Raw genomic sequence first — 16,390 nt, 5'->3', positions numbered from 1 at the left:
TGTAGAGCGCATCCAGGTGCGCCTGTCAGAGGCTAGTGCCCGAAAAACCAAAACCTAAATAGAAATCCCGTACCGCTTCGATAGAAAAAACGTTGTGGGGAATCGGTTTCAAACCACGTATCACGCGCGATTGGTGGCACTTTGTAACTTTTGACCTGCGGCCGGGTCGATAACTAAGCTCTAGGCTCTGTTTGAAAAGTCTTGAGACGAAGGTCAGGCAAGGCGAAAACCGGCGAGGAAGCGGAGTTTACTGGAGTAAATGAGCATTCCGAGCCGGTTTTCAACGCAGCATGAACGAGTATCAAGGCTTTTCAGACAGAGCCTAAGCAGGCGTTTGCGCAAGACACGCCAGGCTGATTTACACTGCCACTCACCCCTCACTTGCCAAAAGGAATAACACATGGGCGTGCTAAGCGAGTTCAAGGCCTTCGCGGTCAAAGGCAATGTCGTCGACATGGCCGTCGGGATCATCATCGGTGCCGCCTTCGGCAAAATCGTGTCGTCATTCGTTGGCGATGTGATCATGCCTCCCATCGGCATGCTGATCGGCGGGGTGGACTTCAGCGACCTGGCCATTACCCTCAAGGCCGCCCAAGGTGACGCGCCGGCGGTGGTATTGGCCTACGGCAAATTCATCCAGAGTGTCATCGACTTCATCATTGTCGCGTTCGCCATCTTCATGGGCGTCAAGGCCATCAACCGCCTCAAGCGCGAAGAGGCCGTGGCCCCGAGCGCGCCCCCTGTCCCGAGCAAGGAAGAGCTGCTGCTGAGCGAGATTCGCGACCTGCTCAAGGCGCAGAACGAGAGGCCTTGAGCGGTCTTTATCCTATGGGAGCGGGCTTGCGCGTAAAAGCGTAGGTCAGATTGCGGTGATCTCGAGCGTGCCGTCGTTGTCGCGCGCAAGCCCGCTCCCACGGGCTTCACGTCGGGCCTCTACCAGTAGTTCTCTACCGCCACCTGGCCGGGTCGGCGGGTCAGGCTCAACTGCAAGCCCCTGGCCTTGAGCAACTGGCGCGTGTCGTCGATCATCTGTGGGTTGCCGCAGAGCATCACGCGCGAATGCTCCGGCGTCAGCGCCACCTCCGCCGCCCGCTCCAGCTCGCCATTCTCGATCAACGTGGTGATGCGCCCATTGAGCGCGCCCGGATGCTGCTCGCGGGTGACGGTGGCGATGAAACGAAACTTGTGCGCGTACTCGGCCAGGTATTCACGCCGGGGCAACGCTTCGATCAGGTCCTGATACGCCAACTCCCGCGCTTCACGCACGCTGTACACCAGGATGATGCGTTCGAACTTCTCCCAGGCCTCGAAATCCTGGAGGATCGAAATGAACGGGGCCACGCCCGTCCCCGTGGACAGCAGCCACAAGTCCCGGCCATCGGCGAAGCGGTCCAGGGTCAGGTAGCCAAACGCCTGGCGATCCACCAGCAACGTGTCGCCCGGCTGCAACCGGCTGAGCTCGCTGGTGAACTCGCCATTGGGCACCACGATGGAGAAGAATTCGAGGAACTCATCGAACGGCGAAGACACCATGGAGTAGGCCCGCCAGACGATACTGCCATCTGCCTTGGTCACGCCCAACCGGGCGAACTGACCGGCGCGAAAACGAAAGCCGCGATCCCGCGTCGCACGCAAGGTAAACAAATGAGGGGTCAATGTCTGGACATCGAGCAGGGTCTGACGGGTGAACTTCTCTGCACTGTCGGTCATGCGTCACTCCAATGGGACCAGTGCACAGTGTCCCGCAAACGGACGATCGCCACCACCGCCGCGATGCAGTGGCAATTTAATAGCTATGTAGCCGCAGCGGCCGCGAACACTTAACAAACTTGTACAAAGTTACAAACGCTGTAAAAACAACCGACTAGAAAGTTTATTTTTTTAAACACCTTACACTGTCAGCAAACTAAAAAAATTCCACTACAAATCAGGAATAGTCCTACACTGAAATTTCGCATCATGGATTGGATCCGGCATGGACGAAATCAACCCAGGAGAACGCGATGGATAATTGGAAGGACTCGCAGCTGAGAAAACTGTCCTGTGAAAAAGACCTGCAGGCGGCCTATCGTCTGGTCCTGAATTTCTTTAACAATCAGGGGTTTGAATATTGTGCCTTCGCCAGCTATCACGGCAGCCCCGACAAGCACACCAACAAGGTCAACCTTAATAACTACCCTTATGGCTGGGACCGGTTCTATGAGCAAAATGGCTATGCCTCGCAGGATCCATTAGTAGCACATTGCAATCAATCAATGATCCCCATTCTCTGGAGTGAAACAGTCTTTGCCAAAGCGCCGAAGTTATGGCGCGAACTCAATCGACAGGGGCTCAAGTACGGCTGGACCCAGGCCGTCCATGATGAACAGGGCACTCATTGCAGCCTGTTCAGCCTGGCCAGGTCTCATTACCCCATCGATATCGACGAGCATTACGGCAACCTCGGTTATGCGATCTTCGCCAGCCAACGGCTGCATGCCCTGGCCAGCAAGAAGTTATCCGACACCGTCACCAGCAAGCCGAGCGTTCACCTGTCGCCCAGGGAGATCGAAGTGTTGAAGTGGTCCGCCGAAGGCAAGACAGCATCGGAAGTGGGCAGGATCCTTTGCCTTTCCGAACGCACCGTGAATTTCCACGTGTGCAGTTGCATGCGCAAACTGAATGTCAGCAACAAGATTTCCGCCGTCGCCAAGGCCGCCCACATTCACGTGATCTGACGTGCCGTGTGGCCTGACCTGTCATGAAAAACCCGCGGGCAATACGAGGTAAAAAAACGTACCATTTACGGTTCCACTTGAATGATGCCGCTCCATCTGCGCGACGTAGTTCATTCAGGCGGTCCCGCCCAGACTCCTACCCCAGGCAGCGGGACATCCACCGATCTCCAGAGTCCCAGTCATGCCCCTGCTCGACAGCCCTTTCGCCCAGCTCGACCTGATCCGCCAGCCCGAACAGCAGAACGAACCGCTGCAAGCCTTTGACGCGGCCGACGAATACCTGCTCGCCCACCTGGCCGAACAACAGCCCACGGCGCAGACCCGGGTCCTGGTGCTCAATGACGGCTTCGGCGCACTGGCCGCCAGCCTGGCCGGCAAGGTGGCCGTGACCAGCAGCGGCGACTCATTCCTGGCCCTGCAGGCGCTGGAGAAAAACCTGGTGCGTAATGGCCGGCCCTTCGATGCAGTGCCGACAGTGCCCGCCAGCGAAGCGTTGACCGGCCCCTTCGACCGCGTCCTGATCAAGGTGCCGAAAACCCTGGCGCTGCTGGAAGAACAACTGATCCGTCTGCAAGGGCAACTGGCGCCCGGCGCCCAGGTGATTGCCGGGGCCATGATCAAGCACCTGCCCCGCGCCGCCGGCGACCTGCTGGAGCGCTACATCGGCCCGGTGCAGGCGTCCCTGGCGGTGAAAAAGGCCCGCCTGCTGATCGCCACGCCAGAAGCCAAGGCGCCAGTCGTGTCACCCTACCCCACCCGCTACTGGCTCGACGAACCCCGTATCGAGCTGCGCAACCACGCCAATGTGTTCTGCCGCGAAGGGCTGGACATCGGCACCCGCGCCTTCCTGCCGCACCTGCCGAAGAATCTCGGCACGGCCCAGGTTGCAGACCTGGGTTGCGGCAACGGCGTGCTGGCCATCGCCAGTGCCCTGCAAAACCCCGAGGCCCGCTACACGCTGGTGGATGAGTCGTACATGGCCGTGCAGTCGGCGGCCGAGAACTGGGCGGCCGCCCTGGGCGAGCGCGAGGTAACGCTGCGCGCCGGCGATGGGCTCGCCGGGCAACCGGCACAATCACTGGATGTGGTGCTGTGCAATCCGCCGTTCCACCAGCAGCAGGTCGTAGGGGATTTCCTCGCCTGGCGCATGTTCCAGCAGGCACGCGAAGCCTTGGTCGTCGGCGGTGCCCTGTACATCGTCGGCAACCGACACCTGGGTTATCACAGCAAGCTGGCCCGGCTGTTCCGCGGCGTCGAGCAAGTGGCCGCGACGCCGAAGTTCGTCATCCTCAAGGCCCGCAAGTAACCACCACGGTCACTCAGTGGGTAGTCAGGCCGGCAGCGTTCATGAACATCCGCATCAGGCTGGCCACGATGAACAGCGCCAGCACGCTGCCGGCCCAGATCATCGCCAGCCAACCCAGCCGCTGCCACAAGGGCTTTCGCTCGGCCGCCTCGATGTCCTTCAAGTCAGGTTTGGCCATGTGCATGCCTCGCAGGTCGGTCAATGGTAACCGTCGTCATGGGTCACCTTGCCGCGGAACACGTAGTAGCTCCAGAAGGTGTACACCAGGATCAACGGAATGATGAACAAGGTGCCGACCAGCATGAAGCCCTGGCTCTGGGGCGGTGACGCGGCGTCCCAGATCGAGATGGACGGCGGCACGATGTTCGGCCACAGGCTGATGCCCAACCCGCTGTAGCCGAGGAAAATCAGCACCAGCGTCAGGATGAACGGCGTGTAGTGGGCGTTGCGGGCCACCGCGCGGAACAGCCCGTACATGGTCACCAGCACCAGGATCGGCACCGGCAGGAACCAGAACAGGTTCGGCAGGGTGAACCAGCGCGCGGCAATGTCGGCATGGGCCAGCGGTGTCCAGAGACTGACGATGCCAATCACCGCCAGTACCACGAACGCCAGCGGCCTGGCCAGGTCGTGCATCTGCTCCTGCAACTTGCCTTCGGTCTTCATGATCAGCCAGGTACAGCCGAGCAAGGCGTAGGCGGCGATCAAGGCCAGGCCGCAGAACACCGTGAACGGCGTGAACCAGTCCAGGGATCCGCCGGCGAACTGGCGATTGACCACCTCGAAGCCGTCGATGAAAGCCCCCAGCGCCACGCCCTGGAAGAAGGTCGCCGTCAGCGAACCGCCGATGAAGGCCTTGTCCCACAGATGCCGCTTATGCGCCTTGGCCTTGAAGCGGAACTCGAAGGCCACGCCCCGGAAGATCAGGCCGATGAGCATCAGGATCAATGGCAGGTACAGGGCCGACAACACCACCGAATAAGCCAGCGGAAACGCCCCGAACAGCCCTGCGCCGCCCAGCACCAGCCAGGTCTCGTTGCCGTCCCAGACCGGCGCGACGGTGTTCATCATGACGTCACGGTCGCGCTCGCCCTTGATGAAGGGGAAGAGAATGCCGATCCCCAGGTCGAAACCGTCCATGATCACGTACATCATGATGCCGAAGATGATGACCACGGCCCAGATCAGCGGAAGATCAATACCCATGGTTCAATTCCCCTTGTTCGTGCGGTCGTTGTGGTCCATGTCGTCGTCGCCTTCGTCGGCGGCCGACAAAGGTCGGGCCGGGGTGCGTTTCTGGCCTGGGCCACCGTCGCTCGGCTCGGCTTCGTGGGCCTCCGGCCCCTTGCGCACCAGGCGCATCATGTAGCTCAGCCCAGCGCCGAACAGGGCGAAATACACCACGACAAACAGAACCAGGGTGATGCTCATCTGCGCGACGCTATGCCCGGACGAAGCATCGGCCGTGCGCATCAGGCCGTAGACGACCCACGGCTGGCGGCCGATTTCGGTGGTGAACCAGCCCGCCAGGATCGCGATCAACCCGGACGGCCCCATCCACAGCACCATGTGCAGGAAAGGCCGGGATTGGTAGATCCGGTCATTGCGGCGCAGCCACAAGCTGCACAGGCCGGTGAAGATCATCAGCAGGCCCAGGCCCACCATGACCCGGAACGACCAGAACACGATGGTCGAATTCGGACGATCCTCTGGTGGAAACTCCTTGAGGGCCGGCACCTGCTTGTCCAGGCTGTGGGTCAGGATCAGGCTGCCCAGGTAGGGAATCTCCACGGCGAAGCGGGTTTTCTCCGCCTGCATGTCGGGCAGGCCGAACAGGATCAACGGGGTCGGCTCGTTGCCGACGTTTTCCCAGTGGCCCTCGATGGCCGCGATCTTCGCCGGCTGGTGCTTGAGGGTGTTCAGGCCGTGGAAGTCGCCGATCACGGCCTGGATCGGTGCTACCAGCAAGGCCATCCACATCGCCATCGACAGCATCCGGCGGATCGCCGGGGTGTCACGGCCGCGCAGCAGGTGCCAGGCCGCCGACGAGCCGACGAAGAACGCCGTGGCGACGAACGCCGCGGTCGACATGTGCAACAGGCGATAAGGGAACGACGGGTTGAACACCACCGCCAGCCAGTCCACCGGGATCACCCGCCCGTCGACGATCTCGTAGCCCTGCGGGGTCTGCATCCAGCTGTTGGAAGACAGGATCCAGAACGTCGAGATCAGCGTGCCGATCGCCACCATGACCGTGGAAAAGAAGTGCAGGCCACGGCCGACGCGGTTCCAGCCGAACAGCATCACACCAAGAAAGCCGGCTTCGAGGAAGAACGCCGTGAGCACCTCGTAGGTCAGCAGCGGCCCGGTCACCGCCCCGGCGAAGTCGGAGAACCGGCTCCAGTTGGTGCCGAACTGATAGGCCATGACCAACCCGGACACCACGCCCATGCCGAAGTTGACGGCAAAGATCTTCGACCAGAAGTGGTACAGGTCACGGTAGGTGTCGTCTCGGGTCTTGAGCCACAGGCCTTCGAGCACCGCGAGGTAACTCGCCAGGCCAATGGTGATCGCCGGAAACAGGATATGGAACGAGATGGTGAACGCGAACTGGATTCGGGCGAGATCGAGCGCCTCCAAACCGAACATAAGTCTTCCTCTGTCAGGTAAAACCGGCTGCGGGCGGGGCTTGCATCACCGCCTCCAGGGATATGGAGTGCGATGCTTTTCAAATCGTTCTTTTTAAACCGTCACAACGCAGGATTCTGGCCGGATGGCCGCCAGCCCAGCACCCGGCAGGGTATTGATCTGGATCAAGCAATGATCAAAGAGTAGTCGCATTATGGCCGATGGACGGCGTGGTCTTTTGTCGCGTGACAGGTTGACTCAGCGACAATTGATAGCATCCGGCCGGGGCACCATTAGCCAACCGTGGCGAGGGAGCTTGCTCCCGCTCGACTGCGCAGCAGGCGCATTGGGTTCATGCAGTTTTCATGGACAGGGGCGGCTTCGCCACCCAGCGGGAGCAAGCTCCCTCGCCAGGAGGCCACCTCGGAAGGTGCTCTGGGCAAAATCGATGTTTGGCTAACTATTTTTCCCACCACCGCAACTTCCGGTTACAGCTCGGTGATAATCTCATGGCCTTCATCACCGGACCTCTTCCAGATGCCCAGCCAAGCGCCGCTGCTGCTCCGTCAACATCGTCCCTTCATTGCCTTCTGGCTGGCCAGGATCTTCACCGCCAGCGGCTTCCAGATGCTGACCGTGGCCATCGGCTGGAACCTCTATCAACTGACCGGCAACGTCTTGGACCTGGGGCTTGTGGGTCTGGTGGAATTCGCGCCGCGCGTGCTGTTCATGCTCCACACCGGGCACGTGGCCGATCGTTATGACCGGCGCAAGGTCGCGGCCCTCTGCCAGTCGTTGCAGGCGATGATCGCCCTGGCGCTGGTGATCGGCAGCGCCACCGACAACGTCACGCGGGAGATGATTTTCATCCTCGCCTTCCTGCTCGGCGCCGCCCGCTCGTTCGAAATGCCGACCACCCAGGCACTGCTGCCGAGCATCGTGCCGGCCGCGCTGTTTCCACGGGCCGTGGCCGCCGCCCAATCGGCCCAGCAGTCAGCCACCATCGTCGCCCCGGCCCTCGGCGGCCTGCTTTATGCCTTCGGCAGCGTCTGGGTCTATGGGCCGACCGTGCTGCTCTACGTCATCGCCTGCTGCCTGATGCTCAATCTCCCGGCCCGGCAAACCCCGTTGAACAAAGGCAAGGCGACGATGGACTCGTTGCTGGCCGGGATTCGCTTCATCCGCAGCCGCCCGGATATCCTCGGGGCGATCTCCCTGGACCTGTTCGCGGTGTTGCTCGGTGGTGCGACGGCGTTGCTGCCGGTGTTCGCCAAGGACATCCTGCTCACCGGCCCCTGGGGTCTGGGCCTGTTGCGTTCGGCGCCCGCGGTCGGGGCCTTGCTGATGTCGTTGTGGTTGGCGCGGTTCGCCGTGGAGCGCAAGGTCGGCCGGGTGATGTTCACCGCCGTGGGCGTGTTCGGCGTTGCCACCATTGCCTTCGGCCTTTCCACGTCGTTCTGGTTTTCCCTGGCGGTGCTGGTGGTGCTCGGCGCGGCGGACATGATCAGCATGGTGATCCGCGCCTCCTTCGTGCAACTGGAAACCCCGGACGAAATGCGCGGCCGCGTCAGCGCGGTGAACGGGTTGTTCATCGGCGCCTCGAACCAGTTGGGCGAGTTCGAGTCCGGCCTCACTGCCCACTGGTTCGGCACGGTGCCGGCGGTGGTCATGGGCGGTGTCGGCACGCTGCTGGTGACCGGGGTCTGGATCAAGCTGTTCCCGACCCTGGCCCAGCGCGACCGGATGCACGAGCCGGTCGCCGAGGCGACACCCTAGAGCAACGTGTCGAGGGTGATGGGGAAATCCCGCACCCGCTTGCCGGTGGCGTGGTAGATCGCATTCGCCACGGCGGCCGCCACGCCGACGATGCCGATTTCTCCCACGCCCTTGGAACCGAGCGCGTTGACGATCTCGTCCTGCTCGTCGACAAAGATCACTTCAATGTCGCCAATGTCCGCGTTTACCGGCAGGTGGTACTCGGCCAGGCTGTGGTTCATGTGCCGGCCCAGGGCGTGGTCGGTGAGGGTTTCCTCGTGCAGCGCCATGCCGATGCCCCAGACCACGCCACCGAGGATCTGGCTACGCGCGGTTTTCGGGTTGACCACCCGCCCGGCGGCGATGGCGCTGACCACCCGGCTGACCTTCACCGTGCCCAGGTCTTCATCCACCCGGACTTCGACAAACACCGCAGAGTGCGTCGCGGTGGCGTAGGCCTTGCGCTTTTCGTCCGGCTCGGCGGTGACTTGGGCCTGCACGGGTATCTCGGCGCTTTGTCCTGCCAGCGCCGCCAGGGCGATCCGGGCTTCGCCAAAACGCAAATGGCCGTCGGCGAAGGTGACCTGCTCAAGGGTCGCACCGCTGAAATCCGGACAGGTCTGCCAGGCCACGGCCAGCAGTTTTTCCTTCAGCGCCTCGCAGGCCTGCTGCACGGCCGTGCCGACCGATGACACGGTGAACGAGCCGCCTTGCAGCGGCGCGGTCGGCAGTGATGAGTCGCCGAGGACAAAGGTGATGTCTTGCACGGGCACGCCTGACGCCTCGGCGGCGATCTGGGTCATGACCGTGTAGGTGCCGGTGCCGATGTCCGTGGTGGCGCTGCTGACGGTGAGTTTGCCGTCCGCGTCCAGGGAAGCCCGGGCGCTGGCCTTCTGTTGCATGGCTTCCCACACGCCGCCGGCCATCCCCCAGCCCACCAGTTGCCGGCCTTCGCGCATGCTGCGCGGCTCGGGGTTGCGCTTGTCCCACCCGAAGCGACGAGCCCCCTGGGCGTAGCACTCGCGCAGCTCCTTGCTGGAGTACGGCTTGTCTTCGTTTTCGTTGCGCTCGGCGTAGTTGTTCAAGCGCAACTGGACGGGATCGATCGCCAGGGCGCAGGCCAGTTCATCCATGGCGCACTCAAGGCCGATCAACCCGAGGGCGGCACCGGGTGCGCGCATGTCCAGCGGCGTGTAGACGTCCAGTGGCACCAGTTTGTAGCTCAACTCGACGTTGTCGCAGTGATAGAGCATGCCGCTCCACTCCACCACGTGTTCGGTGAAATCCTCGAAACGCGAGGTCTGGCCGACAGCGCTATGCGCCACCGCCAGCAGCCGCCCATTGGCCGCGGCCCCCAATTGCAAACGCTGGAACGTGCGTGGCCGGTAGCCGAAGGTGAACATCTGCTGGCGGGTCAGGCTGACCCGTACCGAGCGCTTGAGGGCCAGCGCCGCCATCACCCCCAACGCCAATTGATACTGCGGCCGCAGCCCTGAGCCGAAGGCGCCGCCGACGAACGCGGCAAACACGCGGACCTGGTCTTTCTCCAGGCCGAATACCTTCTGCACATAGGCCTGGCAGTTCTGCGTGCCTTGGGTCTTGTCATGGATGTGCAGGCTGCCGTCAGGCTGATACAGCACGGTGCAGGCATGAGGCTCCATCGGGTTGTGGTGTTCGATCGGTGTGCTGTAGGACACATCCACACTCAGCGCCGCACTGGCGTACTCGCCCTGGAAATTCCCACGGGGCTTGGGCAGTTCGGCCGGTGCCGGATAGGCCTCGCCTTGCACGAGGGCCAGGTCGGTCTGGTGGTCCCGGGCCTCGTATTCGATCTCGACCAGCGAGCCGGCATAGCGGGCCAGTTCGAGGTTCTGCGCAACCACCAGGGCCAGCGGCTGGCCGCTGTAGAGCACCTCGTCGTTGTACAGCGGCCGGAACGGCGAGCCATCCGCCGCGTCGGCATCCTGGTAGGGCTCATCGTAGCTGGCGACCTTGGGCCGGTTGGTGTGGTCGATGACCGCGACGACGCCAGGCAGCGCCAAGGCTTTGGAGGCGTCGATGCGCAGCACCCGGCCGCAGGCGATGGTGCCCGACACGACACTGCCGTACAGCAAGCCGTCTTCGGGGTATTCGCCGGCATAGCGGGCCTGGCCCGTCACCTTGAGCAGGCCATCGACCCGGTCCAGTGGCTGCCCTATGGATTTGCTCGGAGCATTCATTTGGCTTGCCCTCCCAGTGCGGCATCGCTCAAGGCGCGCACGATCGCCCGGCGCGCCAACCTGACCTTGAAGCCGTTGTGCTCCAGCGGCTCGGCGTTTTGCAGCAGCGCGTCGGCAGCGGCGGTGAAGGTTTCGCGGCTGACGGTCTGGCCGCTCAGCCAGCTTTCCACCGCCCGGTCGCGCCAGGGCTTGTGCGCCACGCCTCCCAGGGCCAGGCGCGCCTGGCGGATCACCGGTCCGTCGAGTTCCAGCGCCGCCGCCACCGACACCAGCGCAAAGGCGTAGGAGGCTCGGTCACGGACCTTCAGGTAGTGACTGTGCTCGGCAAAACCGGCGGCCGGCAGTTCGATGGCGGTGATCAGTTCATCGTCGGCCAGTTGGTTATCCCGCTCCGGGGCATCGCCGGGCAGGCGGTGGAAGTCGGCGAACTCGATGGTCCGCGCCCCGCCCCGGCCCAGCACATGGACCACCGCTTCCAGGGCCGCCAAGGCCACGCACATGTCGGACGGATGCGTCGCGACGCACTGGTCGCTGGCACCGAAAATCGCGTGGATCCGGTTCAGCCCGCTGCGCGCCGGGCAGCCGCTGCCGGGCTGGCGTTTGTTGCACGGCACGTTAGCGTCATAGAAGTAGTAGCAGCGGGTGCGTTGCAACAGGTTGCCACCGGTACTGGCCATGTTGCGCAGTTGCGGCGAGGCGCCCGCCAGGATCGCCTGGGACAGCAGCGGGTAGCGGCGCTCGATCCACGGATGCCAGGCCAGGTCGGCATTGCTCACCAGCGCGCCGATCATCACCCCGCCCGATGGGGTTTCGCTGAGGTCCGCCAGGGGCAGCCCGGTGATGTCGATCAGGTGCGCCGGACGGGTGAGGTTCTCCTTCATCAGGTCCAGCAGGTTGGTGCCACCGGCGATGAAGCGCGACACCGGGCTCGACAGGTCGATGGCAGCCTGCACGGTCTCAGGCTTGCTGTATTGAAAGGGGTTCATTGCTCGCCCTCCGGTGCCAGGGGTTGCGGGCAAAGCGGCAAGGCCTCTTCGATGGCATCGCGGATGTTGTTGTAGGCACCGCAGCGGCAGAGGTTGCCGCTCATCAGCTCACTGATCTGCGCGCCGGTCCGCGCCCGGCCCTCGTTGGCCAGGCCGACGGCCGAACAGATCTGCCCCGGCGTGCAGTAGCCGCACTGGAAGGCATCATGGGTGATGAAAGCCTGCTGCATAGGGTGCAGCGCGCCATCATTGGCCAAGCCCTCGATGGTGGTCAGTTCGACGCCGTCGCACATCACCGCCAGGGTCAGGCAGGCATTGATGCGCTTGCCATCGCGCAACACCGTGCACGCGCCGCACTGGCCGTGGTCGCAGCCTTTCTTGCTGCCCACCAGGTCCAGTTGCTCACGCAGAAGGTCCAGCAGCGTGGTCCAGGGCAATACCTGCAACTCGCGCACCTGGCCATTGAGTGTCAGGCGGATCGGATGACGGACGAAGGACGCCTGCGTCGCTTCGGACAGGGTCGCGCTCATAAACACCTCACGGTTGGTCGTACACTCGCGGCGTTTTGGGAAACCGCCGTCATAAGGGGTACGACTTCGGGGGGCGGTGAGCGTTCAAAGGCGTTCGTGAAGGCGAACAGGCGCGGCAAAGCGCACCTTTATGTCGCTCAAGTGCGGTCTCTATATACCGCACCCTGTGCAATACATCGCCTTACACTCGGCGCCATGATTAAAGCCTTCCAGCTTTCCCACAACACGCCTGGCGCCCGTCAGGCCAGCAGTTCCACCGCCACCACATTGCGCACGCCCTTGCCGCTGAGTTGTTCCACCAACGCCAGGGCAAACGCCAGGGCGGCGGCCGAGCCTTGGGCGGTGATGCAGTTGCCATCCACGACCACGGGTTGGTCGACGAAGGTACACCCGGACAATTGCTGGCTGACGGCGGGCAGGCAGGTCATGCGCCGTTGGCGCAGCACGCCGCAAGGTTGCAATGCCAGCGCAGGCGCTTCGGCGATGGCGGCGAAGAAGCGGCCGGCGGCGGCCTGGCCCTTGAGCAGTTGTTGCAGGGGTTGATGGGCGGCCAGGTGCTGGGCGCCGATGAGGCCGCCGGGCAGGACGATCAGGTCGAAGTCCTGCACCAGCACGTCCACCAGCATGCCGTCGGCGGTCAGGCGGGTGCCACGGGCGCAGGTCAGCATCCGCCGGCCTTCGATGCTCGCCAGCACCACTTCGAGCTGCGCCCGGCGCAGGACGTCGATCAGGGTGACGGTCTGCAAGTCGTCGACACCTTCGGCAACGGCGATCAGGGCTCGGGGTATCGCGGTTCCAGCAATCATGGGTGTTCTCCGCAGGGGTGTTCCTGAAGACTAGGCTGTGTACGAAATAGTTTGAAACGCAGGTTAGGCAAGGCAAAAACCGGCGAGGAAGCGCAGTTGACTGGTTGTCAATGAGCATTCCGAGCCGGTTTTTAACGCCGCATAACCAAGTTTCAAGCTATTTCGTACATAGCCTAGTCAGGTTTGCCGGACTGCGTCCTGCCAACTGCCCGTCACTTGATGTACAACTGGGTCGACATCCGATTGCCCGGTGCATTGATCGAGACGTTGCTGTAGCTGAAGGTACCTTCCTGCTTGCCCTTCAGGTCGAAGATGTACAGATAGCCGACGACCTTGGTGCGGCTCGAACAATCGTTGAGATTGCCATTGCTGAACGCGCACACCGGCGAGCGGGTGCCGTCGACTTCGAAGCCGTCCAGCGTGACATGGGGCTGGCGGCCATAACCGACTTCCAGCACGTAGACCTTGATGTTCGCACCACTGTGGTCACAACGGGTCTGTGCCTGCCCCGGGGTGATGTCCTCGAAGCCACAGGCCGGCGACTCGACCTTGAGCACCTTGACCTCGCTCAACGGCGGCGCCGAGGCGGCATTAACGGGCAGGCCGGGCAACCACAGGCCCAACGCGCAAGCCACGGCCAGCAGATTTCTGTTCATGGGAGACCTATCGAGCTTCTGAACCGCGCGCAGTATGGCGCTCTTTTTGCTTCGGTAAAACATCGACGACGATCGCAGCCACATGGCCACGCTGCTGGTATGATGCGCGGCTTTTTCCGACCCGCAGAAAATTCAGGCGCCCCTGGCGGTCTGTGCTTTGCTGTTGAGGTCGATACATTCACGGCGCCCTGCGCGCCACGGGGAGCAGACATGCTGGAAAGGCTGTTTCAACTCAAGGCACACAACACCAACGTGCGGACCGAGATCCTGGCGGGCGTCACGACCTTCCTGGCCATGGCCTACATCCTGTTCGTCAACCCGAGCATCCTCGGTGAAACCGGCATGGACAAAGGCGCGGTGTTCGTCGCCACGTGCCTGGCGGCGGCCATCGGCTCCACGGTCATGGGCCTGATCGCCAACTACCCGATCGCCCTGGCCCCAGGCATGGGCTTGAACGCCTTCTTCACCTACACCGTGGTCCTGCACATGGGCCATACCTGGCAAGTGGCGCTGGGCGCGGTATTCGTCTCCGCGGTGCTGTTCTTCCTGCTGTCGATCTTTCGCATCCGCGAGTGGATCATCAACAGCATCCCGCTGCCATTGCGCTCGGCCATCGCCGCCGGCATCGGCCTGTTCCTGGCGCTGATCGCCCTGAACAACGCCGGCATCGTGGTGAAAAACCCGGCGACCATGGTCGGCCTCGGCGACCTGAAGCAACCAGCACCGATTCTCGCCACGCTCGGTTTTGTCCTGATCGTCGCGCTCGAAGCACTGAAAGTGCGCGGCGCCGTGCTGATCGGCATCCTCGCGGTGACCATCGTCTCGATCCTGATGGGCTTCACCCCATTTGGCGGCGTGATATCGATGCCGCCCTCCCTGGCCCCGACCTTCCTGCAACTGGACATCAAGGGCGCCCTGGACATTGGCCTGGTCAGCGTGATCTTCGCCTTCCTGTTCGTCGACCTGTTCGACAACTCCGGCACCCTGATCGGCGTCGCCAAGCGCGCCGGGCTGATGGGCAAGGACGGCCACATGCCGAAAATGGGCCGTGCGCTGATCGCCGACAGCACCGCCGCCATGGCCGGTTCGCTGCTGGGCACCTCCACCACCACCAGCTACATCGAGTCGGCGGCAGGCGTCAGTGCCGGCGGCCGCACCGGCCTGACCGCCATCGTGGTGGCGATCCTGTTCCTGCTGGCGTTGTTCTTCTCGCCACTGGCAGGCAGCGTCCCGGCGTTCGCCACCGCGCCGGCCTTGCTGTTCGTCGCCGTACTGATGACCTCGGGCCTGGCGGAAATCGACTGGGACGACATCACCGTCGCCGCCCCGGTGGTGGTGACCGCGCTGGCCATGCCGTTCACCTACTCCATCGCCAACGGCATCGCCTTCGGTTTCATCGCCTGGACCGCCATCAAGCTGGTGTCGGGCCGTGGCCGTGAGCTGAACCCGGCACTGGTCATCCTGTCCATCCTGTTCGTGATCAAGTTGGGTTGGTTCAACGCATGACTTTCGATTCCCAGGCGTACGCCACGCAGCTCCAGGACAAGGTCACCCGCTTGCGTGAGTTGCTGGCCCCCTTCGATGCGCCGCAACCTGCGGTATTCGACTCGCCACTGCAGAACTTCCGCCTGCGGGCCGAATTCCGCCTGTGGCGCGAGGCCGGCGAGCGGCACTACGCGATGTTCTCCCAGGAAGACAAGCGCACGCCGATCCTCATCGAGACGTTCCCTATCGCCAGCCTGCGCATCAACCAGTTGATGCCGCAACTCAAGGCCGCCTGGCAGGCCAGCGCGGCCCTGAGCCACAAGCTGTTCCAGGTGGAGTTCCTGACCACCCTGGCCGGCGACGCGATGATCACCCTGTGTTATCACCGTCCGCTGGACGAGCATTGGCATGCCGCCGCCACGCAATTGGCCAACGACCTGGGCGTCAGCATCATTGGCCGCTCCAAGGGCAAGCGAGAAGTGATCGGCCACGACTACGTGGTGGAGCGCCTTGAGGTGGGCGGTCGGACCTTCAGCTATCGCCAGCCAGAAGGCGCCTTCACCCAGCCCAACGGCACGGTGAACCAGAAGATGCTCAACTGGGCCTACGACGCTCTCGGCGATCGCAGCGACGACCTGCTGGAGCTGTACTGCGGCAACGGCAACTTCACCCTGCCCCTGGCAACCCGCGTACGCAACGTGCTGGCCACCGAAATCAGCAAGACTTCGGTGAACGCGGCGCTGAGCAACCTGGACGAAAACGCCGTGGCTAACGTGACACTGGTGCGCTTGTCGGCGGAAGAATTGACCGAAGCGTTGAACGAAGTCCGGCCGTTCCGCCGCTTGCAGGACATCGACCTGAAAAGCTACGCGTTCGGCAGCGTCTTCGTCGATCCGCCGCGCGCAGGCATGGACCCGGACACCTGCGAACTGACCCGGCGCTTCGACAACATCCTGTACATCTCCTGCAACCCGGAAACCCTCGCCGCCAACATCGCGCAACTGAACGACACCCACCGCATCACGCGCTGCGCGTTGTTCGACCAATTCCCCTGGACCCATCACATGGAATCCGGAGTGTTGCTGACTCGGCGTTGAGGCAGTTCCCTCGCCACCTATCCCACACAGTGGCGAGGGAGCTTGCTCCCGCTGGACTGCGCAGCAGTCCCAAACCCTACTTCATACAACCCAGATAACCGGTACAGAACTCGGGTCTGCTTCGCAGCCCAGCGGGAGCAAGCTCCCTCGCCACGGATCTGATATCGAGCATAGCCGCTGTTCGATCATCGAACACTTATTAGCC

At 62.9% G+C, this 16,390-nt stretch carries 15 protein-coding genes; 6 read left to right on the top strand and 9 right to left on the bottom strand.

Features of this window, described 5'->3' with window-relative positions; translation table 11 throughout:
• Positions 1 to 400 precede the first annotated feature (400 nt).
• A complete protein-coding gene (gene mscL / locus AD664_RS02910; protein WP_047736302.1) occupies positions 401 to 814 on the top strand; it encodes a large-conductance mechanosensitive channel protein MscL in 414 nt (137 codons plus the stop codon).
• Between the two features lie 119 nt (positions 815 to 933).
• Here mscL and AD664_RS02905 read toward each other — a convergent pair whose 3' ends face one another.
• Positions 934 to 1,710, bottom strand: a complete 777-nt coding sequence (locus tag AD664_RS02905; RefSeq protein WP_053144264.1) for a ferredoxin--NADP reductase — start codon at positions 1,708 to 1,710, stop codon at positions 934 to 936.
• A gap of 254 nt (positions 1,711 to 1,964) precedes the next feature.
• Between AD664_RS02905 and AD664_RS02900 the strand changes: the two genes are divergently transcribed.
• Together AD664_RS02900 and AD664_RS02895 are read left to right on the top strand one after the other, a co-directional pair.
• Positions 1,965 to 2,717 (top strand): autoinducer binding domain-containing protein, encoded by a 753-nt coding sequence (locus AD664_RS02900; protein ID WP_371260934.1) that lies wholly within the window; start codon positions 1,965 to 1,967, stop codon positions 2,715 to 2,717.
• A 181-nt stretch (positions 2,718 to 2,898) separates the two neighbouring features.
• Positions 2,899 to 4,023 carry a methyltransferase gene (locus AD664_RS02895; protein ID WP_053144262.1) on the top strand — a complete coding sequence of 375 codons (1,125 nt, stop codon included), beginning with the start codon at positions 2,899 to 2,901 and terminating at the stop codon, positions 4,021 to 4,023.
• A 13-nt stretch (positions 4,024 to 4,036) separates the two neighbouring features.
• On the opposite strand, the gene AD664_RS02890 is transcribed toward AD664_RS02895, so the two are convergent.
• Genes AD664_RS02890 through AD664_RS02880 form a run of 3 tightly spaced genes read right to left on the bottom strand, consistent with a single transcriptional unit; the run spans position 4,037 to position 6,672 of the window.
• A complete protein-coding gene (locus AD664_RS02890) occupies positions 4,037 to 4,207 on the bottom strand; it encodes a DUF2474 domain-containing protein (RefSeq protein WP_080922111.1) in 171 nt (56 codons plus the stop codon).
• A 14-nt stretch (positions 4,208 to 4,221) separates the two neighbouring features.
• Positions 4,222 to 5,229 carry a cytochrome d ubiquinol oxidase subunit II gene (gene cydB / locus AD664_RS02885; protein ID WP_042730950.1) on the bottom strand — a complete coding sequence of 336 codons (1,008 nt, stop codon included), beginning with the start codon at positions 5,227 to 5,229 and terminating at the stop codon, positions 4,222 to 4,224.
• A 3-nt stretch (positions 5,230 to 5,232) separates the two neighbouring features.
• Positions 5,233 to 6,672 carry a cytochrome ubiquinol oxidase subunit I gene (locus AD664_RS02880; RefSeq protein ID WP_053144260.1) on the bottom strand — a complete coding sequence of 480 codons (1,440 nt, stop codon included), beginning with the start codon at positions 6,670 to 6,672 and terminating at the stop codon, positions 5,233 to 5,235.
• A 516-nt stretch (positions 6,673 to 7,188) separates the two neighbouring features.
• Here AD664_RS02880 and AD664_RS02875 point away from each other — a divergent pair.
• Positions 7,189 to 8,427 carry an MFS transporter gene (locus tag AD664_RS02875; RefSeq protein ID WP_053144259.1) on the top strand — a complete coding sequence of 413 codons (1,239 nt, stop codon included), beginning with the start codon at positions 7,189 to 7,191 and terminating at the stop codon, positions 8,425 to 8,427.
• Here AD664_RS02875 and AD664_RS02870 read toward each other — a convergent pair.
• The 5 genes from AD664_RS02870 to AD664_RS02850 all read right to left on the bottom strand — a co-directional run bounded on the left by AD664_RS02870 (position 8,424) and on the right by AD664_RS02850 (position 13,603).
• Complete coding sequence (locus AD664_RS02870; protein ID WP_053144257.1) at positions 8,424 to 10,625, bottom strand: xanthine dehydrogenase family protein molybdopterin-binding subunit; 2,202 nt, start codon at positions 10,623 to 10,625, stop codon at positions 8,424 to 8,426. The genes AD664_RS02875 and AD664_RS02870 overlap by 4 nt on opposite strands.
• The gene (locus AD664_RS02865; RefSeq protein WP_047736305.1) at positions 10,622 to 11,611 is read right to left on the bottom strand and encodes a xanthine dehydrogenase family protein subunit M; all 990 of its coding nucleotides are present in this window, start codon (positions 11,609 to 11,611) and stop codon (positions 10,622 to 10,624) included. Before AD664_RS02865 ends, AD664_RS02870 begins: the two co-directional genes overlap by 4 nt.
• Positions 11,608 to 12,141, bottom strand: a complete 534-nt coding sequence (locus AD664_RS02860) for a (2Fe-2S)-binding protein (protein ID WP_053144255.1) — start codon at positions 12,139 to 12,141, stop codon at positions 11,608 to 11,610. Before AD664_RS02860 ends, AD664_RS02865 begins: the two co-directional genes overlap by 4 nt.
• Before the next feature lie 239 nt (positions 12,142 to 12,380).
• A complete protein-coding gene (locus AD664_RS02855; protein WP_053144254.1) occupies positions 12,381 to 12,947 on the bottom strand; it encodes a DJ-1 family glyoxalase III in 567 nt (188 codons plus the stop codon).
• Between the two features lie 212 nt (positions 12,948 to 13,159).
• Positions 13,160 to 13,603 carry a DUF4879 domain-containing protein gene (locus AD664_RS02850; protein ID WP_053144253.1) on the bottom strand — a complete coding sequence of 148 codons (444 nt, stop codon included), beginning with the start codon at positions 13,601 to 13,603 and terminating at the stop codon, positions 13,160 to 13,162.
• A gap of 210 nt (positions 13,604 to 13,813) precedes the next feature.
• Here AD664_RS02850 and AD664_RS02845 point away from each other — a divergent pair, with 210 nt between their 5' ends.
• Positions 13,814 to 15,109, top strand: coding sequence for an NCS2 family permease (locus AD664_RS02845; RefSeq protein WP_053144251.1), 1,296 nt, complete (start codon positions 13,814 to 13,816; stop codon positions 15,107 to 15,109).
• Positions 15,106 to 16,185, top strand: coding sequence for a tRNA (uridine(54)-C5)-methyltransferase TrmA (gene trmA, locus AD664_RS02840; protein WP_053144250.1), 1,080 nt, complete (start codon positions 15,106 to 15,108; stop codon positions 16,183 to 16,185). Before AD664_RS02845 ends, trmA begins: the two co-directional genes overlap by 4 nt.
• Positions 16,186 to 16,390 lie beyond the last annotated feature (205 nt).

Source organism: Pseudomonas sp. P97.38, from assembly GCF_001269745.1.
Lineage (GTDB): Bacteria > Pseudomonadota > Gammaproteobacteria > Pseudomonadales > Pseudomonadaceae > Aquipseudomonas > Aquipseudomonas chlororaphis_E.
This window is presented reverse-complemented; position numbering and strand designations above follow the sequence as displayed.